Below are 26,946 nucleotides of genomic sequence, written 5' to 3'. Positions count from 1 at the left end.
GCCGCCCGCACGCTATCGCTTCCGGACGACGGCCTCGATCGGATCGGCCGGCTGGAGCGTGACGCTCGGTGCGAACGTCGGCTCCGAGCGATCGATCGGATTGACGTCGGCGGCCGCGACGGTCGTCGACAGGACGAGCTTGAGTTCCAGCCGAGCGAACCGCATCCCGATGCAGTGGCGCGGCCCGCCACCGAAGGGGAAGTAGGCGTACTCGGGGAGGTGCTCCTCGAACTCGTCGGTCCAGCGTGCCGGCCGGAAGCGCTCGGGATCGTCGTAGAAGCGCCCGTCGCGGTGGACGCGGATCTGCGGAATCGTGATCTTCGTCCCTTCGGGCACGCGATAGCCGCCGATCTCGAGGTCCGCGGTCGCCTCGCGGAAGAGCGTGTACGCCGGCGGGTAGAGTCGGAGCGTCTCCGAGACGACCTGATCGGTGTAGCTCAACTCCGGCAGCGCCGCGAGCGTCGGGCGCTCACCCCCGGTCACGGTGTGACCCTCCTCACGGAGCCGGCGACGCGTCTCCGGGTTCCGGCCGAGCGCGTGGAGCGCGTAGGTGAGCGCCAGCGCGGTCGTCTCGTGGCCGGCGAACAGGAACGTAATCAGTTGATCCCGGACCTCCCGTTCGGAGAGCGTGGTCCCGTCGTCGGTCTCGGCGGTCAGCAACAGCGAGAGCATGTCGTCGCGGTCGGCCGCCTCGTCCCGCCGGTTCTCGATCAGCTCGTCGACGAGCGACTCGAGGTCGTCCATCGAACGATGCAGTCGGCGGTTCGTCGGTGTTGGGATCCACCCCGGGAGAAACGCCGACGGGTTCCGGGCGTTCGCTCGGCCGTTCAGCGCCTCGGCGGCCCGCCGCACGGTATCACCCTGCTCTTCGAGATCGATATCGAACAGCGACCGCGCGAGGATGCGGAGGGTCAGTCGCGACATCGCCGCGGCGAGGTCGATTGTTTCCCCCTCGTCCCACGCCCCGATCGTCCGCTCGGTTTCGGCGATCATCGCGTCGGTGTAGGTCTCGATCCGGACGGGCGTGAAGACTTCCTGCAGGAGAAGCCGTTGGCGCCGCCACTGCTCGCCCTCGGTGAGCAGCAATCCCTCGGACGCGTAGCCGGCGAACGTGTCGCCCCACTCCTCGCCGGACCACCGGCGGAACCGATCGTGGCGGTCGACGAGGACCCACTCTATAGCCGCCGGATCGAAGAGCGCGACGAACCGCTGGCCGGCCACGCGGTAGGAGACGACGTCGCCGTAGGCGGCGAGGTCGTCCAGGAACGCGATCGGTCGCCGCATCACGTCGAGCGTGCTCCCGAGGAGAGGGAGTCCGCCGGGTCCCGGTGGAAGCGGTGTTACGTCCCGCTCTCGGTTCGAACTGGTGTCCGTACTCGCCATGCGGTGACATACAACTGTCACGAGGAAAATGGTTTCAGTCGAACGTCCGGTGCCGCGGTTGTGTTCGTAGTCCGGAAATCGGCCGAGAGGGCCGGAACTCGTGCTCGAGCTGCGCGTTTCGTCGTCTCGAGACGATATCCATTAGTGACCCGTCATCATAGGATCCTGTATGTCCAGAGGAATCGGCGAGTTCGAACCGATACAGGAGGTCATTCCCGAGTGGGCGGCGATCCTGGTCGCCCTCGTCACCCAGTTGGGTGACGTCTGGTTTCTCGCCTTGCTCGTCGGTGGTCTCTACTGGTTCCACCGGCAGAAACGCGAGGACGCGGCCGTCATCATCGGACTGACGATAGCCGGCCTCTCGTTGATCACCGGACTGAAACACGTCTTTAGCTTGCCCCGTCCGGGCCAGCCACTGGTCGCGATCGAGTCGCTGCCCGGTTTGCTTCAGCCGCTGTACGAAGCCACGGCGATGGCCAGCGGCTACGGCTTCCCGAGCGGCCACGCGCTCATGACGACCATCGTCTACTTCAGTCTCGCCAACCGGCTCTCGATCGGTACGCCCCGGCGACGGTTCGCCAGCGCCGCGACCGTCGTCGCGCTCGTCGGCCTCTCCCGAGTCGCGCTGGGTCTCCACTACCTCGTCGACATCGTCGCCGGCGTCGCCGTCGGGCTGACGTTCCTGTTCGTCGCGGAGCGACTGCTGGCTCGCTACCGGACCGAACAGGGAACGGTCGCGTTCGCGCTCGCGGTCGTCTCGAGTACGTTCGCGCTCGTCGCAACCGGTCTCGAGCCGGACGCCGTCCTCCTGCTCGGCGCCTCGCTCGGCACGTTCGGCGGCTGGCAACTCATCAGGCTCGGCCAGGACGTCTTCGCGGTCGACCGTCCCTCGGAAGCGGTCCGGCCGGTCGCGTTCAGAGTCGCGCTCGCAAGTGCGGCCTTTGCGCCGCTGGTGGCCGCCCTCGAGTACTTCCACCTCTTCTCGCTGCCGGTCGCGGGCGGCGCGCTCGGCCTCGCGCTGGCCGTGTTCATTACGATTCCCGTGTTGACTCACTCCGAACGCGCCAGCAGGGTCTGGACGGCGCTGGTATTCTGGCTCACGATGGCGGCGCTGGGGATTCGCTACTTGCTTCGACCTTCGACCTGGCAACGGGGCTATGCCGGCGGTCAGCGGGTTGCGGGTCGGGTGTGTCGGTGGATTCGGACGCAAACGTCGAAGTGAGGTAAGTCGACTCCGACTAGATTCGCTCGCGTTTTCACCGACTCATCGTTTCTCGAGGACGTTATCTCGTCGTCGCTCTCTGCGTTGTACCACACTCTGCGAAGACGAGCGTTTTGCTACTGCTGGCGACGATGAATGCCACGTCCTCCCCAGCCGATTCGCTCGCTTTGCTCGCTCATCCCTCGCGCGGCTTCGAACCGTAGCTCACTGTTCGTTCACTACGGTTCAGCGCGCACCACTGCAGTGGTTCGGTCGGACTAAAGCGGTAACGTCACGTCTGACGGCTCTCGAGACCAAACTACACGATTCGACCTTCGATGAACCTCGAGTCCTTCGGCGCGTTTATCAGTAATCGCCGAAATCCTCTGCCATGGAATCCGACTCTCGTATCCGACTCGCGCGCCCGGCGGACGCAGCGGCGGTCCGCGATATCTACGCCCCCTTCTGTGAATCGTCGGCAGTCACGTTCGAAGAGAGTCCGCCGACCGAATCCGAGATGGCCGACCGTATCGAGTCGACCCTCGAGACCTACCCCTGGCTCGTCTGCGAACTCGAGGGGGAGGGTCGCCGGCTACGCCTACGCGGGGACGCTTCGCAAGCACCGAGCCTACCAGTGGACCGTCGAACTCTCGGTCTACGTCGCCGACGATGCCCGCGGGGCGGGCGTCGGTCGCGCGCTCTACGAGTCCCTGTTCGCGATCCTCGAGCGCCAGGGCGTCCGCGACGCCTACGCCGTGACGACGGTGCCGAACCCCGAAACGGAACGGTTTCACGACCGGCTCGGCTTCGAGCGCTGCGTCGACTTCCCCGCGATGGGGTACACCGAGGGCGACTGGCAGGACGTTGCCTGGTGGCGGTACTCGATCGCCGAGAAGCCGGCTGATCCGGAACCGATTGCTCCGCTGCCGGACGTCCGCGACGATCCGAACTGGGAGTCGCTGGTTCGGCGCGGTGAGACCCAGCTCAGGTAGGGCTTCCCGAGTGCAACCACCCGTTTTAGCCAGTCCGTTCGACCGAAGTCGCTTAGTGGTTCAGCACCCGCAGTTCGTCCATGGAGCCCTCGAACTACGGCACCTACCTCGTCACCCAGCAGTCGATCTCTGAGGGTCGGTCGACGATCGACGTCGTCCGCGCGGCGATCGACGGCGGCGTCGACGTCGTCCAGCTTCGCGAGAAGGAGACCGAGGCCCGGTTTCGGTACGATCTCGGGCTTGAGCTTCGCGAACAGACCGCCGAGGCTGGCGTTGATTTGATCGTCAACGACCGCGTCGATATCGCGCAGGCGATCGACGCCGACGGGGTCCACGTGGGCCAGTCTGACCTCCCGGTGACCGTCGCGCGCGAACTGCTCGGACCCGACGCGGTCGTCGGCTGTTCGACCTCGACGGTCGAGGAGGCGCTCGAGGCGGAAGCCGCGGGCGCGGACTACCTCGGTATCGGCGCCGTCTACGGCACGTCCTCGAAGGACGTCGCGGCCGAGGAGGACGGCGTCGGCCCCGAGCGAATCGCCGCCATCGCCGAGGCGGTCTCGATCCCGGTCGTCGGAATCGGCGGCATCACAGCTAAAAACGCCGGTCCGGTCGTCGAGGCCGGCGCGGTCGGCGTGGCCGTCATCTCCGAGATCACCGCGGCCGACGATCCGCAGGCTGCGACTGCTGCGCTCGCGGAAACCGTCGAAACTGCGAAGGGGGTGGCGAACGGATCGACACCCGATGAGTGAGTCACTACCCACTGATACCACCGGCGACGACCTCGCGAACTCCCTGCAGGCGATCGCCGACGGATCGCCGCTCGTCCAGCACCTGACCAACGAAGTGACGATGAACGACGTCGCCAACCTCACGCTCCACTGGGACGCGCTCCCGGTGATGGCCGACTCGCCGGGCGACGCCGGCGAGATGGCCAATGGCGCGTCCGCGATCCTGCTCAACACGGGGCAGGTCCCGGAGGGGAAAGTCGAGGCCATGCACGAGGCCGCTGCGACCGCGGCCGAGCGCGACATCCCCGTCGTGCTCGATCCCGTCGGCGTCGGCGCGACGCCGACCCGAGAAGCAGTTGCCGAGGCGCTGCTCGAGGACGTCGAGTTCTCGGTTATCAAAGGCAACTACGGCGAGATCAGCGCCCTCGCCGGCGTCGAGGCCGAAGTGAAAGGCGTCGAATCGATCGGCGAGTACGAAGAGATCGAAGACGCCGCCCGGTCGCTCGCGGACTCAACCGGTGCGACGGTCGTCGCGAGCGGCGTCGAAGACGTCGTCGCGACCGGCGACGAAGCCGTGCGGCTTTCCGCCGGCCACGAGCGGCTGTCCGAAGTCGTTGGCACCGGCTGCATGCTCGGCGCGACCATCGCGGCCTTCCGCGGCGCACTCGAGGAGTCGACCGCGGCCGCCCTCCACGGAGCCCTCGCATTCGGCATCGCCGGCGAGCGCGCCGCCGAACTGGATCACGACGGCCCGGCGAGCTACCGGACGAACTTCCACGATACCGTCGCCGGACTAACGCCGGACGATCTCGCGGCTCTCGATCTCGCGGATCGGATCGAACGCGTCGCCTGACGGTGGCGTCCGCCGTCCCGATTCATCGATTCTCCCACCGATCGGTCACTTCTGAAACTGTTTTACTGGCCTCTGATGAACGATAACACATGACTCGAGAAAACCTGGCAGACGCCGCCGCGACGCTTCAGGACGCCGCCGCCGCGGCCGACGACGAAACCCGCGAGCGCCTCGAAACGCAGTCGAACCAGTTCGCGGCCCTCGCCGAGGCCGACCGCGGGCCGGACCACGGCAAACTCGCGCGCCACGAACACATCCTGACTGAAATCGCAGACGAGAACGAGGGTGAGGTCGCCGATCGCGTCGAGGACGCCCTCGAGTCCATCCGGGCGTTTCGGGAGACGGTCGACGGCGTATAGCCGTCAACAGACCGGCTTCGGGTTCGCACCCATCGCCTCGAGGTTCTCGACGTACTCGCCGTAGGCGGCCTCAATTGCGCCGTTCGCGGCCTCGAGAGCGCGGTCGCGATCGTCCTCGTCCTCGTCCTCACAGACGTTCTCGAGCAGGTCCTCGGCGCGCTCGAGTTGAGCGTCCAGGTCGTCGCCGAACTCCCGGAAGACGCCGGCTGCCTGGGGGTCGGCGTCGCCGACGAAGTAGCCGACGACCTGCTCTTTCGAGCGCTTGCTCGCGAGGATCCGACCGACGAACGCGCCGACGCGTTCGATCGTCGCCTCGAGGCCGCGCAGGTACTCGTGCAGGGCGGGGATCTCGGACGGTTCGTACTCGTCGGCACTGAGATGGTTGATGACCGTCTCGTAGTGGTCCTTTTCCTCCGCAGCGGTTGCCTCGAACGCTTCGCGAACCTCGTCGTCGGCCTCGCTGTCGGCCCACTCGAGGAAGGTCTGCCAGGCCGCGTATTCGGCGTCGGCGGTCGCTTCAAGGACGGGCTCGGTGTCGATGTCGCCGCCGGTGTCGGCGTAGAGCGACTTCGAGGAGCCGAGTCGCGAGAGCGCGGTTTGATTGTCCTCGCGGACGGCTCGGGCGAACGCCTCGGAACCCGAATCGGATTCGGAATCGGTCATGCCCATTCGTTCGACCGGACTCGAGTTAGGTCTGTTGCGACAGGCGCTCGTGGATTCGAGCGGTCTAGAGCGGATCGGAACGGTCCGGAATGATTCGGTGCAGTCTAGGGCGGAGCGGTTCGCCTCGAGAAGTCGGTAGTCGGTCCATTCCGACCGATAGGCACCGCTTACCCTCCGGATCTTGACTACAACGAGAGCATAACAATCATCCCGAACCGACTTTCATCGATCGGAATGAAACGACGAGTATACCTCGCGACGGCCGCGGCGGCGACGCTCGCTGGCTGTTCCGCCCTGAGTGATTCGGAAACAGCGGAGGAAAACGGCGCTGACGATGACGACAACGAAACCGGGAACGGGAACGGAGACGAGAACGGATCGTCCGACCCGGTCGACGAGAAGCCCGGATCGTTCGACGAGTTCGAGGATCTCTCGAAGTGGACGGTGATGGAGGGATCGCTCACAGCTGACGAAGAGCGCACGTACGTTGGATCCCAATCCGCACGGATGGAGTCCGACGGCTCATCCGAACGTATCATGATCAAGCGGGAATTCGACACCGCGCGCGACCTTTCGGACGAATTCCCCGCGCTGGCGTTTACGAGCGACCACGATGTCAACCCGGTCGTCCAGCTCACGGACACCGACGGCGACCGACTGCTACTTCAGTGTTCGGTTCGCGCCGACGGGCCGTTCGTCCGCCGCGATCTGGGCGTCGTCGACACCGACGGCGATCCGGATCTGAGTTCGATCGATCACACCAAAATCTCCGTCTGGGCCGGCGAGCGCGAGCTCTCCCTGTGGTGTGACGATTATCACTTCGTCGAACGACCCGACACCGGGAAAGTCCTCCTCCAGTTCCCCGAAAGCACTCCCGACGTCGCCAGCCAGGCGGCTCCACTCCTCGCCGAGCACGACGTTCCCGGGACGGTCTTCGTCACGACCGACTACGTGGATAGCGACGGATACCTCGCACAGAGCGACCTCGAGTCCCTCCAAGACGACGGCTGGACCATCGCCAGCGGCGGTGCGACCGGCACCAACCTCACCCAACACGACGCGGACCGACAGGAGGCGGAACTCAGCAGCGCCGCCGAGTGGCTCGACGACAACGGCTTCGAGGACGCCTACTACTCGTACGGGCTCAACCGCTACGACGAGTCGGCCCTCGAACTCGTCGAGGAGTACCACGACGTCGCGTTCGTGGGCGGCTACGCGGGCCACGGTTTCCTCAGCAACCCACACCTCGCCCCCCGTGAGACCAATCCCGACCCCGAGGAAGCCGCGCAACTCCTCGAGTGGACCGCCGAACAGCGTCTGATCACGACGCTGTCCTACCGAAACGTCGGCGACTCGCTCGACTCGCTCGAGGCGGCGCTGTCGACGATCAACGACGTCGACGTCGAGGTCGTCACGCCGGACGACATCGCGTCGGATAACCTCCACTGATCGCGTCCGTTCACCGCCGCTGCGTGGACCGTTTTTTCGCCTATCGATCCGATAGCCGGTAGCTCGAGTTTTCGGAGTGCGGTTCGCTGTCGAGTCGGCTCGTATCGGACGCATCGTCACTCATTAAGCCGATACGCGAAGAATCGATTCGAACGGCTCGAGTCCCTGCTCTCGAGCAGTCGGCGAAAACGAAACAGCAGACGTATCGCTTACACTTCCCGTTCTCCGCTTCGCCCTGCTCCGCGAGTCACATCGTTCCTCGCTTCGCCTCGAGGCCTCGTTTCACTCGGCCTCGCCTGTTTCGCGGGTCACTGTGTTCCCCGCTCCACTACGAAGCTTCGTTCGCTCCACTCACTCAGCTTCGCCTTTCTCTATCGGCGCGTTAACCAAATTACCCCATTCGGTCCAGGACCCGTCGTAGTTGACGGTGTCCTCGTAACCAAGCAGTTCGTGCAGGGCGAACCACGCGACGGACGATCGCTCGCCGATGCGGCAGTAGGCGACGGTCGTCTCGTCGCCGTCGATGTCTTCGTCGGCGTAGAGTTCCTCGAGTTCCTCGCGGTCCTTGAACGTGCCGTCGTCGTTCGTGACGGCGGCCCACGAGATGTTCTTCGCCCCCGGAATGTGGCCGCCGCGCTGGGCGGTCTCCTGCAGGCCCGGCGGGGCGAGAATCTCGCCGCTGAACTCCTCGGGCGAGCGAACGTCGACCAGCGGAACGCCGCGGTCGATCGCGTTCTCGACGTCCTCGCGGTAGGCGCGGATGCTCTCGCGCGGGCCCGCGGCGTCGTACTCGACCGCCGAGAAGTCCGGCTCTTCGTCGGTCGTCGGGTAGTCGTTCTCGAGCCAGTACTCGCGGCCGCCGTCGAGCAGGTAGACGTCCTTGTGGCCGTAGTACTTAAACTGCCAGTAAGTGTAGGCGGCGAACCAGTTGGAGTTGTCGCCGTAGAGGACGACGGTGGAGTTCTCGCTGATGCCGTGGGAGCCGAGCAGGCCCTCGAAGTCGTCCTTCGAGAGGATGTCGCGGGTAGTCTGATCCTGTAGTTGGGTCTCCCAGTTGAATCCGATCGCGCCGGGAGCGTGTGCTTCCTCGTAGGCTTCCGTGTCGACGTCGACCTCGACCAGCCGGTGGTCGGAGTCGTCGTCCTCGAACTCTTCGAGGCGCGCTTTGACCCAGTCAGCCGTGACGAGTACGTCGTTGGCGTAGTCTGTTGCCATACGCGACACGTGGGCTGGCAGGGTCATAGTGGCACCCTAACCGGACAATTCGGACGATGGTCTATCGTGTCGGTGACTGTTGCCGCTACCTCGAACGTGGGGAATCGGTGCGATTCGGCGACCGTCTCGCCTCCAGGCTAAATAGAACCGCGGCCGACATGTGACGGCTTTCGCCGACCCGACAGGTTCGCCCGAGTCGGTGGTAATTGCCGGGACCTCGGTACCCAGGGGAGTGGTGCCGGGACCGGTGCGTTCTCGAGGGCCGGATCCGAAACGGACAGCGATGGACGAGACCGTCGTCGTCACGCCGAACTGGCTCGCAGCACACCTCGAGGACGAAGACGAAGACGAACACGAAAACGCAGATGAACACGGACACGAGGATCCGCAGGTACGCATCGTCGACGTTCGCGACGCCTGGGAGTACGACGGAATCGGACACGTTCCGGGGGCCGTCAGTATCCCCTTCGACAGCTACCGCGACGAAACCGACGTCGACCGCGGGACCTTGCCCGGCGTCGACGCGTTCGCGACGCTCCTCGGCGACGCCGGGATCTCCCCCGACGACACGATCGTCGCCTACGACGACACCCACGGCGTGTTCGCCGCCCGGTTCGTGCTCACCGCCCTCGAGTACGGCCACGACGACGTGCGACTGCTCGACGGCGATTTCAGCGCCTGGAACCGCGACCACGAGACGACGAGCGCCGAGCCCGAAACCGAACCGACGACGTACGCCCCCGATCCGCTCGCCCGCGAGGAAAGCCCGCTGGTCGACCTCGAGACCGTCGAGGACGCCCTCGAGCGCGACGCCGTCTTCGTCGACACGCGCGAACGGCACGAGTTCGAGGAGGCCAGGTTGCCGGGTGCGGTGCGGTTCGACTGGCGCGAGGTCGTCGACGACGAGACGCGGCGGCTCAAACCCGAGTCCGAACTCGAGGCGTTGCTAAGCGAGTACGGGATTACGCCCGATCGCGAGATCGTCCTCTACTGTAACACCGCCAGACGGATCAGCCACACCTACGTGGTCCTCCGGGCGCTGGGGTACGAGCACGTCGCCTTCTACGAGGGCAGTCTCACGGAGTGGCTGGCTACCGACGGCGATATCGAGACCGGCGAGAGTAGGTAACCGACGCGAACTCGTCCGATCGTCCGATCCCTCGAGCGACTCACTCCGGCGGATCGGCCGCCGGCAACGTAAAGAGGAACGTCGCCCCGTCGTCCGGTTCGACGTCGGTATCAACCCAGATTTCGCCGCCGTGGCGTTCGACGATCCGCTCGCAGAGCGCGAGTCCGATCCCCGTCCCGTCGTGTTCCTCGTGGCTGTGGAGCCGTTCGAAGACGTCGAAGATCCGCTCGACGTCGTCCGGATCGATCCCGATCCCCTCGTCGCTGACCGAGATACGCCAGTCGCCGCCCGCCCGTTCGGCCCCCACGTGGATCCGCGGCGGCTCGTCGCCCGCGTATTGGATCGCGTTCGACAGCAGGTTCTGGAACACCTGTCGTAGCTGGTCGTCATCGCCCTCGACGCGAGGCAACGATTCGCTTGTGAGCTCCCCGTCGGCCTCCTCGAGTCTGAGCGCCAGATCGGTTCGGGCGTCCTCGAGCACGCCGTTCAGGTCGACCGGTTCGAACGGATCGCCCCGCGTTTCGACCCGCGAGTAGGCGAGGAGGCCGTCGATCATCGCCTGCATCCGCTCGGCCCCGTCGACGGCGAACTCGATGAACTCCTCCCCGTCTTCGTCGAGGTCATCGCCGTAGCGTTGCTCGATGAGCGAGAGGTAACTCGAGATCATCCGTAACGGCTCCTGAAGGTCGTGGGAAGCGGTGTAGGCGAACTGCTCGAGTCGTTTGTTTGATTCCTCGAGGTCCCGTTCGGACCGCTGGCGCTCGAGTTCGGCGCTCACCCAGTTGCCCAGTAGCTCGACGAACGTGATCTCCCAGTCGGTAAACTCCTCGCTTCGGGCCTCCATATCGTAGAAACAGAAGGTGCCGTACACCTCGTCGCGGACGGTGATCGGGGTTCCGAGATAACAGGAGATTCCCCACTCGGCGTTACCGGCCCGGTCGGCGAGTTCCGGAGCATCCGCCTCGACGTCCTCGAGAACCAGCGTCTGCTCGGTGCTGACGACGCGCTCGCAGTTCGTCGCCCGCAGCGAGGTCGTATCCCCCGCCTCGAGGTCGGCATCGGCCGGCGCGTCGACGGCGTCGAAGATGTACTCGTCGGCGTCTTCGTGCACGCACGACAGCGTCGCGTAGTCCGTGCCGATCGTGTCCCGAACGACTCCGAGGAGCGCGTCGAGTTGCTCGTCGAACGATCGCTCGGGATCCGCGATGACTTCGTAGGCGTCCCGCAGCGCTTGCTCGCGCTTTTGCAGTGTCTCTTTTCGCCTCACGCGCTCGGTGGCGTCACGAAAGTGGACCGTGAGCCCGGTTTCTGATGGGTACGCACGCACCTCGAGCCAGGCGTCGAGCGGCTCGTAGAACGCTTCGAACGTGACCGGTTCCTGGGTTTCCATCGCCCGCTCGTACTCGCGTTCGAACGTCGACCCGAGCGCGTCGGGAAACGCCTCCCAGATGACCGTTCCGAGTAACTCCGATTCGGATCGCTCGAGCATCTGTTCGGCTCGTTCGTTACAGAACGTGAACCGCCACTCCTCGTCGAGCGCGAAGACGGCGTCGGTAATGCGTTCGTAGACGGCCGCTGCCGCGTCGGATTCGGTCGGTTCGGGGGGATCTGATCCGTCGGACATTAGCTATTGATAGTCTCGTTTGACACGCGAATCACTCACTACTTACGTCCCGCCAGTCCGGGGCCGTCGAGTACGGCTGTGAAGAGAGTTCGTCGAATGCCGCGTACACCACCTCCGAGAGCGCCGGATGGACGTGTACCGGCTCGGCGACGTCGTCGACGGTCCCCGCTCCGCCGTCCATCGCGACGACGACCTCCTGGATCAGCGTCGAGGCCTGCGGCCCGACGATGTGACAGCCCAGAATCTCGCCGTCCGGCGCGGCGAGGACCTTCACCAGCCCGTCGCCGGCCTCGAGGATCATGCCCAGCGGCGCGGCGTCGAACGGGATCGTCGCGGACTCGTGCTCCCGGCCGGCGTCCTCGAGTTCGTGCTCCGTCCGTCCCACGCTCGCGACCTGCGGCGAGGTGAAGATGGCGTGGGGCATCGCGTCGTAGTCGACTTCGCGGCCCGCGTCGTCGAGCGCGTTCGCCGAAACGATTTGCGCCTCGTAGTCGGCCGCGTGCTTGAACGGTTGGTCGCCGACGATGTCGCCCATCGCCCAGATCCCGTCGGCGGTCGTCTCGAGCGTCGCATCGACCTCGACGTGGTCGTTGTCGTCGGTTTCGACGTTCGTGGCCTCGAGGTTCAGCGTATCCGTGTTCGGGCGTCGACCGGTCGCAACTAGCAGTTGGTCGGCCTCGAGGTCGATCGTTTCGTCGTCGGTGTTGTCGGTGTCGTCGCTCGGCGCTGCGGTGACGACGACCCGGTCGCCGTCCCGTTCGACCGCGGCGGCCTCGTAGCCGGTGTACAGCTCGCAGTACGACTCGAGGGAGTCGGTGACGACCTCGCTCACGGCGTCGTCCTCTTTCGGCACGAGCGTCTCGCTGCGTCCGACGAGCGTCACGTCGGCGCCGATCGCACCGAAGAAGTAGCCCAGTTCGACGCCGATGTAGCCGCCCCCGATAACCACGAGTTCGTCGGGCCGATCGTCCAGAAAGAGCGCATCGTCGCTCGTGAGAAAGTCGACGTCCTCGAGGCCGTCGATCGGCGGCACCATCGGTCGGCTGCCGGCCGCGAGGACGACGGTCTCGCCGCGGAGCCGTTCGCCGCCGTCGTCGCCGTCGCCCGGGTCGACCTCGAGCGTGCGTTCGTCGACGAACCGGGCCTCGCCGTCGTAGAGGCTGACGTTGTCGGCGTCCTCGAGGGACGACTCCTGTCCCTCGGCCTTCTCGTAGACCGTCTCGCGGATCGACGACGTGATCTCGCCGTAGTCGACGTCCGTCAACTCGGCCGCGACGCCGAACTGTTCGGCGCGGCGTATCTCTTCGACGACGTCGGCTCGATGGATCAGCGCCTTCGAGGGGATACAGCCCCGCGTGATGCAGGCGCCGCCCAGCGGCCCGCGTTCGATGACGGCCGCCTCGAGTCCAGCCTCGGCCGCTGCGGTCGCGACCTGGCTTCCCGATCCGCCGCCGATCACGACGATATCGTACTCGTCCATGTATTGCTCGAGCACGACCGAGACCGTAAAACGGGAGCGTGCTGTGGCCGGTCTCGGGTGCAGTCGGCCACCTGTCTCGCTCAAAGCCAGCCGTTTCCCGATGGCAAATTGTTTGCTACCCGACCCCGGCCCCCGGCCGCTCAGAGCCAGTCGTCGCCCGGATCGTCGTCGGTCGCGTCCCTGTAGGATTCGACCGCCGCCGCGAGATTCTCGAGTGCCGCCTCCGGCGTCTGTCCCTGACTCGAGACGCCGGTTACCTCGTCGTCGGCGATGTGGAGGCCGTGATCGTTCACTCGCATGGTCACGTCGGCGTCCTCGAGAGCCTCGTACTCCTCGTAGTCGGAGGGGTCGACGTCTGCATCGGAGCTCATAGGCGTTCGTTGTCCGGGTCGGCTGAAATACGCATCGACGACGAGTGAGTGGGAACCTCGCGTTCGGCGAACGCCGGATCGGGTCAGATATTTGTGAGACCCCACATATATTATTGCTCAACACGTAACGACGACCATGACCGAGTTTGATCCAGTCCCGGATCAGGAGGCCGTCGACGACGTGCGACAGCGGTGGCGCGAGACCAGCGATACGTTCGATCGTGTCTACGACAGCGCACTCGGCGTGACGGAACTCACCCCGTACACCGAGATCGCATCAGTTGCGGGCTGTTCACCAAACGCGGCGAAAAAACACCTCGATCGCCTCGCCGAAATGGGGATCGTACGGGCCGATCAGGACGCCCAACCGGCCCGTTACGAGCGCAACGATGGCTATCTTGAGTGGCAGGAAGCGAGTCGACTCGCTGAGGAGCACACGGTCGAGGAGATTATCGACCGCGTCGCCACGTTGGAGGACCGTCGTGAGGCGTACGTCGACGAATTCGAGACGACTGATCCGTCCTCGATCTCGGCCTTCGACCACAACGATCACGACGACATTCACACCGTAATGGTTCGGCTGAGCGACTGGCACGCCCTCGAGCGGGATATCCGACTTTACGAACTCGCACGCCAGATCGTACAGAACGACGGCCATCTCGTCCCGACCTCACCATAGATGGGTGGCTCGTCCGACGACGGCCCGCGGGCGACGGGGCCACCCGATCGCCAGACGCTCCGGGTGCTCGAACGTCGACTCGCGGACGATCCGCTCGTTTCGCAAACGGAGTTCCGTCCTGGGAGCGATGAACCGCGCGTCCTCGAGGGACACGTCGATACCGAACCATACCCGCCCTCGATCGATACCGCTCGGCTCGACGTTCGATGGTTCACGACCGGGGATTTCACCGTTCATTACGTCGAGACGACGGTCACTGACGACCACTGGGAGTGTCGCTGGGACCGTCACCCGAACGGACACAACGCGCGACTCCACTTCCATCGGCCACCGGACGGAGCCGATACCGTCGATCTCGAGTTGCCGTCACGACACCCGATCGACGTCCTCTCGACGGTGGTGGCTGCCGTCGAAGACCGAATCGATCAGGCGTGGGACGACGAGATCACGTGAGTTCTCCCGCCGTAGAAAAAACCTTTAACGCCGTCGTCCCGTAGACCGAGCAAATGGTACTCGACGATCTCGGCAGTTCTCTGCGGGGCACCTTGGACAAACTCCGCGGAAAGTCACGACTCAGCGAGGAGGACATCGAGGAGATCGTCAAGGAGATTCAACGCTCCTTGCTTTCGGCCGACGTCGACGTCTCGCTCGTGATGGAGCTGTCGGACAACATCAAAGAGCGATCCTTAGAGGAGGAACCGCCGGCCGGCACGCCGGCGCGGGACTTCGTCCTCCGCATCGTCTATGAAGAACTGGTCGACCTGATCGGCGACTCGACCGAACTCCCCCTCGAGGAACAAACCATCCTCCTCGCGGGCCTACAGGGATCCGGTAAAACGACCTCCGCCGCGAAAATGGCCTGGTGGTTCTCGACGAAGGGCCTGCGTCCGGCGGTCATCCAGACCGACACCTTCCGACCCGGCGCCTACGAGCAGGCCCAGGAGATGGCCGGCCGCGCGGAGGTCGACTACTACGGAAACCCCGACAGCGAGGATCCCGTCGAAATCGCGCGCAAGGGTCTCGAGGAGACCAGCGAGGCCGACGTCCACATCGTGGACACGGCGGGTCGCCACGCGCTCGAGGAGGACCTGATCGACGAGATCGAGCAGATCGAGGGCGTCGTCGACCCCGACACCTCGCTGCTCGTCCTCGACGCCGCGATCGGACAGGGCGCGAAGGAGCAGGCCCAGCAGTTCGACGAGTCGATCGGCATCGACGGCGTCGTCATCACGAAGCTCGATGGTACCGCGAAGGGTGGTGGCGCCCTCACCGCCGTCGACCAGACCGACTCCTCGATCGCCTTCCTCGGGACCGGCGAGGAGGTACAGGACATCGAGCGCTTCGAGCCCGACGGCTTCATCTCGCGGCTGCTCGGGATGGGCGATCTCGGCCAGCTCACCGAGCGCGTCGAGCGCGCGATGGAGCAGACCGAGATGGAGGAAGACGACTGGGACCCTGAGGACATGTTACAGGGCCAGTTCACCCTCAACGACATGCAAAAGCAGATGGAAGCGATGAACAACATGGGGCCGCTCGATCAGGTAATGGACATGATCCCCGGATTCGGCGGCGGGATCAAGGACCAACTGCCCGACGACGCGATGGACGTCACCCAGGAACGAATGCGCACCTTCAGCGTCATCATGGACTCGATGACCGACGCCGAAAAGGAGTATCCGAAAGCCATCGGCGCAAACCAGATCGAGCGCATCGCACGCGGGTCGGGCACCAGCGAGGAGAAGGTCCGGGAACTGCTCCAGCAGTACAAGATGATGGAAAAGACGATCAAGCAGTTCCAGGGCATGGGCTCCGAGCAAGAGATGCAGCGGATGATGAAGCAGATGCAACAGCAGGGCGGCGGCGGTGGCGGCGGAATGGGCGGTATGGGGCCGTTCGGCTGATCGGACTCGTTTTCGGTTCGGTTTTCGTTTCCCTACACCTCTCATCCCTGTTTCCGCCCTCGTCCGCTTCGCTCGAGGCAGGCACCCGGCGTCCCAACACCCGAATTACGCCGAGTTGACAGGTGTGTGGACCTGCCAGCACGTTCATAATCCTCTAGACCTATCCTCGAGTACTAATGAACCGTCGGCAGTATCTCACTCGCGCTGGCACCGGTGTCGGCGCGCTGGCTCTTCTCGCGGGATGTCTCGATGATTTCACTGGCAGCGACTCGAGCGCCGAGGTCGGCGATCGAACCGGCGAGCGCGAACTCGATCGCGCGGCCGGCGCTCTGAACGACGCCGCGCTCGCATTGGACGTGGGCGGCGGCGCTATCGAGGACCCGGAGACCCTCGAGTTTGATCCCGACGAACCCGCCGGCCTGATCGCCGATGCCCGGGCGCATCTCGAGACCGCGATGGACGAACTGGACGAGGGCCGACGGCCCGACGTCGAAACGCTTCGAACGTACGCCGACGTCCTCGAGGGACTGGTCGCAGTGACCGATACGGTCGCCGACGAAGGCCTCGAGTCGGAGGCTGAGACCGTTTTCGCGACGATCGGCGGCGACGGCGATATCGCGACGGCAACTGATACCGTCGGCGAGCGAACGAGCAAACTCGATGAGGCGCGGACCGAGTACGACGAGGCGGCCGACGACTTTCGGACGCTCGAGGACCGGTTCGAGGAGCTGGCGGGAATCGACCGCACGGACCTCGAGTCCGGCATCTCGACGCTGAGTACCGTCCTCGACTCGCTCGAAACGCTCGGAAGCGGGTTCGAGTCGCTGCTCGCCGGCTACGACGACCTCGAACGCGGCCGAGCGCACGCCGAGGACGGAGCGGACAAACAGGCAAGCGAGGCGTACGCCGACGCCGAGTCGGCCTTCGAGACGGCGGCCGCGACGCTCGAGGGAGACGAGGACACCCCGGCCGGACTCACCGACTACTTCGAGACGGCGATCTGTCAGAGCGACCAGCTGATCGACGCGGTGACGGCCTTCGACGACGGGCAGCAAAACGAAGGTGAACGGGCGCTCGCGGCCGCGAACGATTGCGCGCAGTAGTCAGTCCGTCGTCGCTGTGGTTCCCTCGAGCGCCGCCGTCGGCGGCAACTCGTCGATGAGGACGACGGCATCGCCCTCGAGTACGGCCGTTTCCTCGCCGTCGTAGACGGTCGTCTCGATCCGGTATTTCGCGCCGCCGAGGTCGTCGACGATCTCGCAGACGGCGGTCACTCGATCGCCGAGCGAGATCGGAGCGAGGAAGCTGCTCTCCTGGGAGAGATAGATCGTCAGCCCGGGGAGTCGAGCGAGTGCGGCACTCACGATGCCGTTGGCGAAAATGCCGTGGACGATCCGCTCGCCGAACCGGGTTTCGGCGGCGTAGGCGTCGTCGACGTGAACGCGATTCGTATCGCCGGTGATTTCGGCGAACGCCTCGACGTCGTCCTCCGAAATCGTCTTCGAAAACCGGGCGACGTCACCGACGGCGATCGTCGATTCGTCCTCGCCACGGTACTCGAACTCCCAGTCGTCGCGCTCGTACAGGGTGTCGGTTCGGACCCGTCGCGGCGGGTGCTGGCGCTCGAGGCCGCCGGTTCGGTGCGCGAGGTGGGGAACGTAGTAGGACAGTTCCGTCGTCGTAAGGATACCGACGAGGTCGTCGTCCGCGTCTTCCCCGTCACCATGTTCGACGACCGGCAGGTGCTCGAGTCCGTTCCCGCGCAGGCGGTCTACAGCGTTGACGATGGCGGTGTCGGGTGCGATCGTCTCGAGCGGGGACGCCATCACGGCCTCGAGGTCGACGCCGCTGAGGTTGGCTCGTTCACAGAGGTGAGTCGCGAAGTCACCTTCCGTCACGATGCCGATCGGGTTACCATCGCGAACGACGACGACCGAACTGACGTGTTCGTCGCGCATCAGGGCCGCAGCGTGGCTCGCGCTCGCGTCCGGCGGGGCGGTGACGACGTCGGTGACCATGATCTCGGCAACGGCGATCGTGTCGTGCATAGTACACGTCTACGCGTCGCTGCCTTTTCACTGCTCGCCCGTCGGTCGCTACCTAATACAGCGAGAGAGTCCCGCCGTTCACGGCGTTGACGAGACGCTTCGCGGCTCGTTTGCACACCAGAACGCGCCGCGTTCTGGGGACGGGCGTGAATCGCGTCACTCGACTACACGAACCACCGGTTACTCCTCACCCAGAGTCTCCATGGCGTCAAGTCCAGCGTTCAAGAGTTGTTCGTATGCCTCAGTGAGCGTAATATCTCGTTCTTCGGCAAAGTCTTTCACACGACCATGCGTTGCGTAGGTGAGATCGACGTTTGTGCTCTATCAGCCTTCGACCGGCCGTCCGTCTTCCGTCGGTGGGGCGATGTGGTCGACGTACTCCTCGAGGGTCGGTTCTTCGACGCGTACGCGAACGCTGATCTCGCCGAGTTCGTCGGGTTCGCCGACCGAGAAGTTCACCCGGTCTTCGAAGGCCGCCTGTTTCTTGAGCGCAAAGGAGAACCCGTTGCCCTCGCGGTTCGCGAAGAACTCGCCGCGGGCCGTGTCGAGAATCTCCTGGCGGTGGAGGAGTTCCGAGAAGTGATCCATCGCGTGTGCCTCGGCCCGGATCTCGCCGAACTCCTCCTCGAGGTCGGCGTTAGGAAAGATGTTCGCGACGGCATCGGCGACGCGGCTGGTAACCTCGGTGTCGTAGACCGGGGCCGTGATTTCGACGTCGACGCGGTATATGTCGGTCATTGGTGTAGCTCGGTGTTCGATTCGGATTCCGATTTTGGTTCCGATTCCGCCCCGTCCGCCTCTTCGCCCTCTTGAATGATCGTTCGGATCCGCTCGTGAAACGCCTCCAGCGAGTCGGTGTTCTCGATGACGAGGTCGGCTTGTGCCATCGCGTCGTCCATTCCGAACCCGCGTTCGCGGTCGTCACGAGCGGCCAACCCTTCGCCGCCGTCGGCCTCGCTCGCGTCCCGGCCGCGGGCGTCGATTCGCTCCGCCCGGACCTCGAACGGCGCCTCGATACTGACGAGCGTGAACGTCTCCCCGAACTCCGCCTCGAAGACGTCGACCTCGGTGTCCGAGCGGATCCCGTCGACCAGCACCGTCTCGTGGTCCGCGAGGCGGTCTTCGATCATCGGGAGCGAGCGCTCGGCGATCGCCGCCGGCCCGTTCTCGTCGCGCAGCGCCTGGGCGACTTTCCCGTGGTCTTTCGCCGGATCGAGGCCGCGATCGGCCGTCTCCTGGCGGACGACGTCGCCCATCGTCACTACCGGGATTCCGTTCTCGCGTGCGACGGTGGCGGCTTCGCCCTTTCCGCTGCCGGGGAGTCCCACCGTTCCGATGACGTGCATCGAGAAAGCGTACCGGCGAGACGTGCATAAGCGCTGTGTTCGTCGCCGCGGCGAGTGTCCGCGCGAGTGTGATCGCGTTCGCCCCGATGGCGGTCGGTTGCAGCTGTCGAAACATCGGTCGTGTCTGCGGTACCCGTAGACACTCGCTCTCGAGCGGGTACAGACAGTCCGTCGCCCCTTCGCCGCGATCCGTTCGAGGATCGATTCGGGTCGGTGCGGGACTCGACCGATGCTCGATTGCACGACGCGAAACAGCTGGTATTTTCGCAACTGACCCCTTCCATCGGCTTAAAAACGGACAATCCGTCTGAATCGAAGACTATCGATCACAACGGACGATCTCTCTTATTTATCGAGCGGGCATCGGCGACGGATGCACGCTATGACAGCACCGAACCTCGACAGACGCCGATTCACGAAGCTACTCGGCGTCGGTACGATCGCGGCGGTCGCCGGTTGCACAGACGATGGCGAGGAAGACGAAGGCCTCGAGAACGGCACTGACGATTTCGGCGAGGATGGTGAGGACGGTCAGGACGGCGAGGAGAACGGAGACGATGGATTCGGCGACGACGACGAAGAGAACGGTGTCGATGACGATGAAAACGGCGACGAAGACGATGCGCCCGGGGATGACGACGAGGAACACGATGACGACTTCGAAGACGACGACTCGGATGACGACGCCGACACCGAAACCTGATCGCGAGTACTGACGAGGGCTCTGCACCTCTTTTTTCCGATGACGTGCCCCGGCCAGCACTCGGCTCGCCGGCCGCGATCAGATGCCCTGCAGCGGGGGATCGCTGTGATTATGTCCGCACCGACCGTTCGGTGAGTATGACGCAGCGATCTCTCCTCGTGCGTGCGATCTGGTTTCTGCTCATCGGCTGGTGGGCGACGCCGATCGTGGTCAACGTCGCGTGGTTCCTGAACGTCACCGTCATCCTCGCTCCGATCGGGATCAAGCTGATCAACCTCGTTCCGACGGTGCTGACGCTGCAGGAACCGCGATCGTTCACGAACCCGGAACTGGCTCGCGGCCAGCACTCGCTGGCAGTTCGCGCGCTGTACTTCGTCTTCGTCGGCTGGTGGCTGAGTTTCTTCTGGGCCAACCTCGCTGCCCTGCTGGCGGTGACCATCATCGGGCTCCCGATCGCCATCTGGCTGGCCAATCGGTTGCCGTTCGTGACATCGCTGTATCGATTCAACGGCTAGCGGAGACCGAAATCCCCATTGCTTATGCCGATCCGTCGTTGATTCGTACTCGAGGGCACGTAGCTCAGTCCGGAAAGAGCGTCGGACTTCTAATCCGACGGTCGTGGGTTCAAATCCCATCGTGCCCGTTATCTGCGACCAACGTGGCCAGCAACGGCAGCAGGATTTGAATCAGGGAGCAGCGTGCTGCGACCGTGGTTCAAATCCCATCGTGCCAGCGACTTTGCGGCTATCGTTCTGCGAGGAGAGACAGCCGAGTGGCACAGTACTCCATCGCCAATCACAGGGGTGGACAGAGCCTGTGAAACCGGCTCACACGTTCTGTCGAACAGTATAATTCAGGCCCGCGACCCAACCTTCCCGAGTCCCTGGCCACGATATGGACGACACGGCCGTCGACACCACCGCGTACAGCGACGCAATCGTCGGAGCGGACTCGTTCGCCGAACAGGCGCGTCGGCGAGCCGAAACGGAATGCGAGGCCGTCGAGTGGGCGATCGAGGAACTCGAGTCGCTCATCGCGTCCCAGAACGTCAATCTCGAACCCTTGCTCGAGTACGCCCGGCGGAGCAAAGAGAGCCTGCCGGATCGACATCTGCGAGCCTACGAGGCGATGGCCGAGACGTTCGACGTCGATCCGGACGTCTACGAGGCGTACGTCTTCGCGTACGCCGAACTCTGTGAAGAGTTGGCCGACGGGGAGGGGCGATCCGAAAAGAACCCGAAGGGGTGTACGAACGCGCTCGTAGCCCCGTCGAAGGTCGAGTCGGATGGCGGGTTCGATACCGGAGTTGACGACACCGAGGGTACCGGGCCGCTCGTCCTCAAAAACCGGGATATCGCTGGCCGCGGGACGCGGCCGAAATCGGTCGTCGAACAGCCGCCGATCGACGATCTGTACGGCTTCCTGACGGTCGACACCTGCGGAACGATTTCGACGTACAAGGGAGTCAACGATCAGGGCCTGGTCGCGGCGAACACCTTCATCGACAGCAAGCGCGACGACGTCGATCCGGAGGACCAGCTTCGCAACGGCACCGTCATCCGCATGATTCTGGAGGAGTGTGCCACCGTAGACGAGGCTCGGGAACTGCTCGAGTCACACCCGACTCGCCACCTGATGGGACAGACGCTGTTTCTGGCCGACGAGATTGACGCGATCTTACTCGAGATCGATCCCGTGTCCGAGCGGATTGCCGTCGACGACGATCGGATCGTGACGCGAACGAATCACTTCGCGCGGTCCGAGTCGACCGAGACGGAGAGTTCGACGAAGCGGCGGCGACGAGCTCTCGAGTTGCTCGAGGGGGACGAGCAACTCGACCGGGAGGATCTGTGGACCTTCGCGCAGGACCACGCGAACGGCCCCGGCGACGACTCGATCTGTCGCCACCCGGAGCCCGGGACGGACGAACCGCACGCGTTCGGCCAGTTAACGACGGCGAGTACGGCCATTTTCGAGGGCGGGTCGCCGGTAATCGAAATCGCGGTGGGCAACCCCTGCGAGACCGGCCGGACGCGCTGTCGGTTCGGCGACGAGGTGCCGACCGATCTCCGAACGGGACGGCGGTGGCTCGATCGGCTTCGCTGAGCCTCGCTCACCGTGAATTCCTTTTGCGTCTCCAGTCGTATTTTCGTCTTCCGTCCGAACGCGCGATAAGAACACGAGGTCGAGCGAACCGAATCAAGTGCCGAATCAGGCCCGAACGCGGCGCTTCGCGAGATCTTCCTCGAGCCCGCGTGCAGCCTCGAGTCGGAGCCGTTTCGCCTGCCGTTTCGTGAGTCGAGTATCGGCAAGGCGACTCGCGAGCGGGTCGTAGTCCGCCGGCGTGAATCCGAGCTTCTGCAGGTAGGCTCGAACGCTCGAGTCCTCGATGCCGTTGTGAATCGCGGCGTCCGTGATCGACTCGACGGTGTCGAAGTCGGGGAGGGTGACCGCTCCGTTGGCTTCGCGCTCGGCGGCGGACTCGGATCCCTCGACGACGGTACCGCGGGCGTCGGCGTGGGTCACGATCGATCGAACCGCTTCCGTGAGATGGAGCACCTGACTCGGCAGGGCCGCGTCGGGCGAGCGCCACTCGACGGTCGGCATCGCTTTCCGCAGCCGGACCGGGTTCCAGACCGCGTCGTAGGGGGCGAACTCCGCGTCGAAGGCGTCGGGATCGACGCCGCGCTCGAGTGCGCGTTCGCGGAAGCCGTCGTAGGCGTTCTCGAGTCGCTGTTCCCACTCGTCGACGCTGTCGACGTAGGGCCAAAGCTGGCCCTGCTCCGGACAGTCCTCGTAGCACGAGCGCCGGTAGAGGAACGGACGGGCACACTCGAGGATGTTCTCGCCGCGGTAGTGCGATGAACTGTTGACGAGCGCGAAGGCGGGATCGAGCGCGGTCAGCGTGTTCAGTTGGTCGACGACGTTCGATTGCTCGAAGTGAATGTGCGTGCCGGCACAGACGCGGGCGTCGTCGAACGCCGGGCCGACGGTCCGGCGCTGGAGATCCGTTCCGTCTTTCTCCCGGTAGGGTATTTCGGCCGGCGAGGCGTTCAGCGGCGTCGCAAGCGGGACGAGCCGCTTGTCTTGTTCGCGTGCCGCATCGACGACGTGGCCGATAAGCGAGACGAACTCCTCGCGAAGTTCGGCCATGGACGTACACGGGGTTGTTTTGATCTCGAGCATCGGCTCGACGAACTCGGGATCAATCTGTTCCGAGAGATCGAGCAGTGTTCCAGGCGGTACCAGGTCGCCGTCATCGTCGATGACCCAGTACTCTACCTCGAGGCTAGTTTTCATATGGATGTCTCCGTTGGATCGCTGTTGTCTGGCCCTCGAGCAAGCCGTCACCGGGCCGTACTGTGGGGGTGAGTATGGATACCGACGCGAACTCACCGGCGGGCGAGTTCGCGGTCGGCGTCCGTGACCCTCTCCTGTGTTGTGGATTTCAGGGTAAGCCGCTTCGACGTGAAGCCATTGAGCCTGCGTACGCAGGGAATAAAACCGGCAGTAGGTTCCGGTTACTGGAGCGAAATGCCCGTCCTGTGAATCGATTTTTCGCCCGAGGGGCCTCCATCGTGACCGATCGCGGAGCGGCTCCGATTCCGACCCACTAACACGAGTGTTACGTGGTTGGTTCGGGGTTGCTACCGCATTCATACCCCTGCAGTAACATTGTGTAACTACACATGAGCGACGAGACGACTGCAGACGACAACGGAACAGACGCTTCGGTGATCGTCGTCGGCGGCGGCCCCGCCGGACTGAGTGCGGCGCTCTTCACGGCGAAGAACGGCCTCGAGACGACGGTGTTCGACACCGACGAGACGTGGATGCACAAAGCCCACCTGTTCAACTACCTCGGCATCGGCTCCGTCGGCGGCAGCGAGTTCATGGCGACGGCGCGCCAACAGGTCGACGACTTCGGGGCCGACCGACGGCAGGGCGAACCGGTGACCGAAATCAGCGAGAGCGGCGACGGCTTCGCGGTCGAAACCGAAGACGGCCAGTACGACGCGGATTACGTCGTCCTCGCGACGGGCGCGAACCGCGATCTCGCCGAGGATCTCGGCTGTGCGTTCGCCGGTGACGTCGTCGACGTCGGCGTCGAGATGGAGACGAACGTCCCGGGTGCCTACGCGACGGGTGCGATGGTTCGACCGGAGGAGTGGCAGGCGGCCATCGCGGTCGGCGACGGCGCCGCCGCAGCACTCAACATCCTCTCGGACGTAAAGGGTGAGCACTACCACGATTTCGACGTTCCCGCCGACGCGGCGCGCGTCTTCGGCGAACAGATCGCGGAATAATCCACTACCATGTCAAACGAATCTCAGACTCCGGTCACGCCCGAACTGCCCGACAGCCCCGTCCACACCACGGGAACCGACCACATCACCATCTGGGGGAGCAACGAGGAAGACACGATCGCGTTCTACCAGGATATCCTCGGGATGCCGCTCGTCTTGCGACAGCCGAACCTCGACGACCCGTCCCAGACCCACCTGTTCTTCGATACGGGTGACGGGCGCATCCTCACCTTCTTTGTGAGCGATGACCGCCCGTCGAACCAGCGCGGCCAGCGCGGCGGGGTCGGCGCCGTCCACCACCTCTGTTTCAGCATCGATCCGGACGAGTACGAGGATACGATGGACGCCCTCGAAGACGCCGGTCACCAGTACAACGTCTTCGATCGGGGGATCTTCCACTCGATCTACACCACGGACAACAACGGCCTCGTCATCGAACTCTCGACAGACAAGTACGAGTTCCCGAACGACCGGCGGGCCGAGATCCTGGCGAAGGCCCAGGAGCTCCGCGAGGCCGACGGCGCCGACTACGCCAAGGACGAACACCTCCGCGGGGCGATCGAAGCGCTCGGCCTCGAGGTCGTCGAACACGACCTGCCCGAGGCAAGCGCCGGCACCGGTGGTGTCGAATGAGTTCGAAAACGAACACGAATATGAGCACGAGCACGAACGCGAACACCGGTGACCACGAATGAGCGCGGGTGACGATACGGCCGGTCCGCACCAGGACCAGCCCCTCGTCACCGGTGGGACGGACCTCGAGGACGCGAGCGCCGCGCTCGTACTGACCCACGGACGCGGCGCGACCGCGCGGGGGATGCTCCAGTTGGCGACCGAAGTCCACCGCGAGGGCGTCGCGTTCCTCGCGCCCCAGGCGGCCGGAAAGACGTGGTATCCGAACTCGTTTCTCGCCCCCGTCGAGCGGAACGAGCCCGGACGAACCTCCGGCTTACGGGCGGTCGGCGATGCGATCGAGGCGGCCGCCGACGCCGGGATTCCGACCGATCGGGTCATGCTGGTCGGCTTCTCTCAAGGTGCCTGTCTCGCCAGCGAGTTCGTCGCCCGTAACCCGCGACGCTACGGCGGGCTCGCCGCCCTGAGCGGCGGCCTTATCGGAGAGGAACTCGACGAGGAGTACCCCGGCGACCTCGAGGGAACGCCGGCCTTTCTCGGCTGTAGCGACGTCGATCCGCACATTCCCGAAGAACGCGTCCACGAGACGGCCGACGCGCTCGAGTCGATGAACGCCGAGGTGACCACGCGGCTCTATGAAGGGATGGGCCACGGCGTCAACGACGACGAACTCGAATTCGTCTCGGAGATGGTTGCGGATCTCGTCGACTGACGCTGTCGTAGGGTTACACAGCGTTTCGCGACGAGCGTTCGTCCCGACGAGCACATGGCGCGCTCGAGCGGGCTGGTGCTTATGCCGTCCAATCCCCTATACTCAGTAATGGCTCCGTACAGCGCGGACAGACGGGCGTTCCTGTCGGGCGTAGCTGGGACGCTGACGGCCGCGTGCGTTGCCGGCTGTCTGGGAAACGAAAGCGAGAGCGACTCGAGCCCCGAACCGGTCGTCGACGCGGCGGAGGCCGTCGACGGCGACACCGACCCCGACGCGTGGCGGGACGTCGAGGAAATCCGGTTCGACGGCTACGTCGGGGGCTGGCTCGGCCTTGAGCCTGCAGCGATCGACCGCGTCGAGAACCCGACGCTCGTTCTCGTCGAGGGCCGAGAGTACGAGTTTACCTGGGAGAATCAGGACGGCGTCCATCACAATTTCGCGCTCTGGGACGACGACGAAGAGGTCGTCGACGGCTATTCGACCGACGGGAACGATATCGTCGGCGAGCGCGAAACGCTCGTGTTCGAAGCGTCCGCCGAGATGGAAACGTATCGCTGCGAGTACCAGCAGGCGGGGCAGAAAGGCGATATCGAGTTTATCCACGATGCGGCGTAGCGACCGGTGTCAGTCCTCGTTTCCGGTTTTCGGTTCTCGATTCTCGGTTCTGCGTTCCCATCTCCCGGGCGTTACCGACCGCCGTCCGCCGATCACCGATCACCGGACGACGGTCACCGTCACGGGGGCTCGACGGACGATCTGTTCAGCGACGCTTCCGAGCAAGACGCGGGAAACCCCTTTGCGACCGTGGCTGCCGACGATGATGTGATCGATATCGTGTTCTTCGGCGTATTCGACGACTTCCTTGGCCGGGTTTCCGGTCGCGGTTTCCGCCTGAAAATCGACGGTGTCGGCCGTGACGAGGTCCGCAATTTCTGTACGAAGGTCCTCGGCAGTCCGCTCTCGGCGGTCCCCCAGCATCTCCTGGACCGCGTTGAGGCTCGCTTTCGTCAGACTGTCGCCGACCTCGACGACGCGCAGCAAAACGATTTCCTCGTCCGGATAGGTGTCGAACGCTCGCTTTACTGCTTTCTGTGCGGGTGCCGAACCGTCGTACGCGACGAGTACTGTCATACGTTCGATACCGTGTCCCGTCGTCATAAATCCGAACGA

28 protein-coding genes, 1 tRNA gene and 1 pseudogene are annotated in these 26,946 nt (G+C 64.6%); 19 read left to right on the top strand and 11 right to left on the bottom strand.

The window, feature by feature from the left end:
- Positions 1 to 12 precede the first annotated feature (12 nt).
- Positions 13 to 1,383 carry a cytochrome P450 gene (locus GS429_RS12475; RefSeq protein WP_160065683.1) on the bottom strand — a complete coding sequence of 457 codons (1,371 nt, stop codon included), beginning with the start codon at positions 1,381 to 1,383 and terminating at the stop codon, positions 13 to 15.
- Between the two features lie 169 nt (positions 1,384 to 1,552).
- On the opposite strand from GS429_RS12475, the gene GS429_RS12470 reads away from it, so the two are divergent.
- The 5 genes and pseudogenes from GS429_RS12470 to GS429_RS12450 all read left to right on the top strand — a co-directional run bounded on the left by GS429_RS12470 (position 1,553) and on the right by GS429_RS12450 (position 5,516).
- Complete coding sequence (locus tag GS429_RS12470; protein ID WP_160065682.1) at positions 1,553 to 2,605, top strand: phosphatase PAP2 family protein; 1,053 nt, start codon at positions 1,553 to 1,555, stop codon at positions 2,603 to 2,605.
- A gap of 370 nt (positions 2,606 to 2,975) precedes the next feature.
- Positions 2,976 to 3,576 (top strand): annotated as a pseudogene (locus tag GS429_RS12465) (N-acetyltransferase family protein).
- 80 nt (positions 3,577 to 3,656) lie between these two features.
- Entirely contained in the window at positions 3,657 to 4,325 is a 669-nt protein-coding gene (gene thiE, locus GS429_RS12460) for a thiamine phosphate synthase (RefSeq protein ID WP_160065681.1), read from the top strand.
- Positions 4,318 to 5,157, top strand: coding sequence for a hydroxyethylthiazole kinase (thiM, locus tag GS429_RS12455; RefSeq protein WP_160065680.1), 840 nt, complete (start codon positions 4,318 to 4,320; stop codon positions 5,155 to 5,157). Before thiE ends, thiM begins: the two co-directional genes overlap by 8 nt.
- Before the next feature lie 89 nt (positions 5,158 to 5,246).
- Positions 5,247 to 5,516 (top strand): DUF7553 family protein, encoded by a 270-nt coding sequence (locus tag GS429_RS12450; protein ID WP_160065679.1) that lies wholly within the window; start codon positions 5,247 to 5,249, stop codon positions 5,514 to 5,516.
- Between the two features lie 3 nt (positions 5,517 to 5,519).
- Here GS429_RS12450 and GS429_RS12445 read toward each other — a convergent pair whose 3' ends face one another.
- Positions 5,520 to 6,179 carry a rubrerythrin family protein gene (locus GS429_RS12445; protein WP_160065678.1) on the bottom strand — a complete coding sequence of 220 codons (660 nt, stop codon included), beginning with the start codon at positions 6,177 to 6,179 and terminating at the stop codon, positions 5,520 to 5,522.
- 234 nt (positions 6,180 to 6,413) lie between these two features.
- Between GS429_RS12445 and GS429_RS12440 the strand changes: the two genes are divergently transcribed.
- Positions 6,414 to 7,628: a polysaccharide deacetylase family protein gene (locus GS429_RS12440; RefSeq protein WP_160065677.1), complete on the top strand. Its 1,215-nt coding sequence runs from the start codon at positions 6,414 to 6,416 to the stop codon at positions 7,626 to 7,628.
- A 351-nt stretch (positions 7,629 to 7,979) separates the two neighbouring features.
- On the opposite strand, the gene GS429_RS12435 is transcribed toward GS429_RS12440, so the two are convergent.
- Positions 7,980 to 8,843 carry a sulfurtransferase gene (locus GS429_RS12435; RefSeq protein WP_160065676.1) on the bottom strand — a complete coding sequence of 288 codons (864 nt, stop codon included), beginning with the start codon at positions 8,841 to 8,843 and terminating at the stop codon, positions 7,980 to 7,982.
- Positions 8,844 to 9,126: 283 nt separating this feature from the next.
- On the opposite strand from GS429_RS12435, the gene GS429_RS12430 reads away from it, so the two are divergent.
- Positions 9,127 to 9,972, top strand: coding sequence for a sulfurtransferase (locus tag GS429_RS12430; protein ID WP_160065675.1), 846 nt, complete (start codon positions 9,127 to 9,129; stop codon positions 9,970 to 9,972).
- 40 nt (positions 9,973 to 10,012) lie between these two features.
- On the opposite strand, the gene GS429_RS12425 is transcribed toward GS429_RS12430, so the two are convergent.
- The 3 genes from GS429_RS12425 to GS429_RS12415 all read right to left on the bottom strand — a co-directional run bounded on the left by GS429_RS12425 (position 10,013) and on the right by GS429_RS12415 (position 13,447).
- Positions 10,013 to 11,596, bottom strand: coding sequence for a sensor histidine kinase (locus GS429_RS12425; RefSeq protein WP_160065674.1), 1,584 nt, complete (start codon positions 11,594 to 11,596; stop codon positions 10,013 to 10,015).
- 31 nt (positions 11,597 to 11,627) lie between these two features.
- A complete protein-coding gene (locus GS429_RS12420; RefSeq protein ID WP_160065673.1) occupies positions 11,628 to 13,076 on the bottom strand; it encodes a dihydrolipoyl dehydrogenase in 1,449 nt (482 codons plus the stop codon).
- Positions 13,077 to 13,216: 140 nt separating this feature from the next.
- Complete coding sequence (locus GS429_RS12415) at positions 13,217 to 13,447, bottom strand: type II toxin-antitoxin system HicB family antitoxin (RefSeq protein ID WP_160065672.1); 231 nt, start codon at positions 13,445 to 13,447, stop codon at positions 13,217 to 13,219.
- Between the two features lie 136 nt (positions 13,448 to 13,583).
- Between GS429_RS12415 and GS429_RS12410 the strand changes: the two genes are divergently transcribed.
- The 4 genes from GS429_RS12410 (at position 13,584) to GS429_RS12395 (ending at position 17,130) form a co-directional block, all read left to right on the top strand.
- The gene (locus tag GS429_RS12410; protein ID WP_160065671.1) at positions 13,584 to 14,126 is read left to right on the top strand and encodes an ArsR family transcriptional regulator; all 543 of its coding nucleotides are present in this window, start codon (positions 13,584 to 13,586) and stop codon (positions 14,124 to 14,126) included.
- A complete protein-coding gene (locus tag GS429_RS12405; protein ID WP_160065670.1) occupies positions 14,127 to 14,579 on the top strand; it encodes a toxin-antitoxin system TumE family protein in 453 nt (150 codons plus the stop codon).
- A 53-nt stretch (positions 14,580 to 14,632) separates the two neighbouring features.
- On the top strand, positions 14,633 to 16,027 hold the full coding sequence (locus tag GS429_RS12400) for a signal recognition particle protein Srp54 (protein WP_160065669.1): 1,395 nt from the start codon (positions 14,633 to 14,635) through the stop codon (positions 16,025 to 16,027).
- A 176-nt stretch (positions 16,028 to 16,203) separates the two neighbouring features.
- Entirely contained in the window at positions 16,204 to 17,130 is a 927-nt protein-coding gene (locus GS429_RS12395; RefSeq protein ID WP_160065668.1) for a hypothetical protein, read from the top strand.
- On the opposite strand, the gene GS429_RS12390 is transcribed toward GS429_RS12395, so the two are convergent.
- From GS429_RS12390 to GS429_RS12380, 3 genes are all read right to left on the bottom strand, one after another.
- Complete coding sequence (locus tag GS429_RS12390) at positions 17,131 to 18,075, bottom strand: CBS domain-containing protein (RefSeq protein WP_160065667.1); 945 nt, start codon at positions 18,073 to 18,075, stop codon at positions 17,131 to 17,133.
- A gap of 324 nt (positions 18,076 to 18,399) precedes the next feature.
- Positions 18,400 to 18,813 (bottom strand): RNA-binding domain-containing protein, encoded by a 414-nt coding sequence (locus tag GS429_RS12385; RefSeq protein WP_160065666.1) that lies wholly within the window; start codon positions 18,811 to 18,813, stop codon positions 18,400 to 18,402.
- Positions 18,810 to 19,421: an AAA family ATPase gene (locus GS429_RS12380; protein WP_160065665.1), complete on the bottom strand. Its 612-nt coding sequence runs from the start codon at positions 19,419 to 19,421 to the stop codon at positions 18,810 to 18,812. Before GS429_RS12380 ends, GS429_RS12385 begins: the two co-directional genes overlap by 4 nt.
- Before the next feature lie 382 nt (positions 19,422 to 19,803).
- Here GS429_RS12380 and GS429_RS12375 point away from each other — a divergent pair, with 382 nt between their 5' ends.
- The 4 genes from GS429_RS12375 (at position 19,804) to GS429_RS12360 (ending at position 22,230) form a co-directional block, all read left to right on the top strand.
- Positions 19,804 to 20,124, top strand: a complete 321-nt coding sequence (locus GS429_RS12375) for a hypothetical protein (protein ID WP_160065664.1) — start codon at positions 19,804 to 19,806, stop codon at positions 20,122 to 20,124.
- A 137-nt stretch (positions 20,125 to 20,261) separates the two neighbouring features.
- A complete protein-coding gene (locus tag GS429_RS12370) occupies positions 20,262 to 20,639 on the top strand; it encodes a YccF domain-containing protein (RefSeq protein WP_160065663.1) in 378 nt (125 codons plus the stop codon).
- Positions 20,640 to 20,692: 53 nt separating this feature from the next.
- Positions 20,693 to 20,767, top strand: a tRNA-Arg gene (locus tag GS429_RS12365).
- 251 nt (positions 20,768 to 21,018) lie between these two features.
- Positions 21,019 to 22,230, top strand: coding sequence for a C45 family autoproteolytic acyltransferase/hydrolase (locus tag GS429_RS12360; RefSeq protein ID WP_160065662.1), 1,212 nt, complete (start codon positions 21,019 to 21,021; stop codon positions 22,228 to 22,230).
- A 105-nt stretch (positions 22,231 to 22,335) separates the two neighbouring features.
- On the opposite strand, the gene GS429_RS12355 is transcribed toward GS429_RS12360, so the two are convergent.
- Positions 22,336 to 23,424, bottom strand: a complete 1,089-nt coding sequence (locus GS429_RS12355) for a glutamate-cysteine ligase family protein (protein ID WP_160065661.1) — start codon at positions 23,422 to 23,424, stop codon at positions 22,336 to 22,338.
- 389 nt (positions 23,425 to 23,813) lie between these two features.
- On the opposite strand from GS429_RS12355, the gene GS429_RS12350 reads away from it, so the two are divergent.
- The 4 genes from GS429_RS12350 (at position 23,814) to GS429_RS12335 (ending at position 26,391) form a co-directional block, all read left to right on the top strand.
- Positions 23,814 to 24,431 carry an NAD(P)/FAD-dependent oxidoreductase gene (locus tag GS429_RS12350; RefSeq protein ID WP_160065660.1) on the top strand — a complete coding sequence of 206 codons (618 nt, stop codon included), beginning with the start codon at positions 23,814 to 23,816 and terminating at the stop codon, positions 24,429 to 24,431.
- Positions 24,432 to 24,440: 9 nt separating this feature from the next.
- Positions 24,441 to 25,064 carry a VOC family protein gene (locus GS429_RS12345; protein ID WP_160065659.1) on the top strand — a complete coding sequence of 208 codons (624 nt, stop codon included), beginning with the start codon at positions 24,441 to 24,443 and terminating at the stop codon, positions 25,062 to 25,064.
- Between the two features lie 58 nt (positions 25,065 to 25,122).
- Positions 25,123 to 25,776, top strand: a complete 654-nt coding sequence (locus tag GS429_RS12340; RefSeq protein WP_160065658.1) for an alpha/beta hydrolase — start codon at positions 25,123 to 25,125, stop codon at positions 25,774 to 25,776.
- 108 nt (positions 25,777 to 25,884) lie between these two features.
- Entirely contained in the window at positions 25,885 to 26,391 is a 507-nt protein-coding gene (locus GS429_RS12335; protein ID WP_160065657.1) for a hypothetical protein, read from the top strand.
- A gap of 99 nt (positions 26,392 to 26,490) precedes the next feature.
- Here GS429_RS12335 and GS429_RS12330 read toward each other — a convergent pair whose 3' ends face one another.
- Complete coding sequence (locus GS429_RS12330; protein ID WP_160065656.1) at positions 26,491 to 26,907, bottom strand: universal stress protein; 417 nt, start codon at positions 26,905 to 26,907, stop codon at positions 26,491 to 26,493.
- Positions 26,908 to 26,946 lie beyond the last annotated feature (39 nt).

It is taken from the genome of Natronorubrum halalkaliphilum (genome assembly GCF_009834785.1).
Taxonomy (GTDB): domain Archaea; phylum Halobacteriota; class Halobacteria; order Halobacteriales; family Natrialbaceae; genus Natronorubrum; species Natronorubrum halalkaliphilum.
The sequence above is the reverse complement of the archived record's forward strand: the minus strand, read 5'-3'. Positions and strand labels throughout refer to the sequence as shown.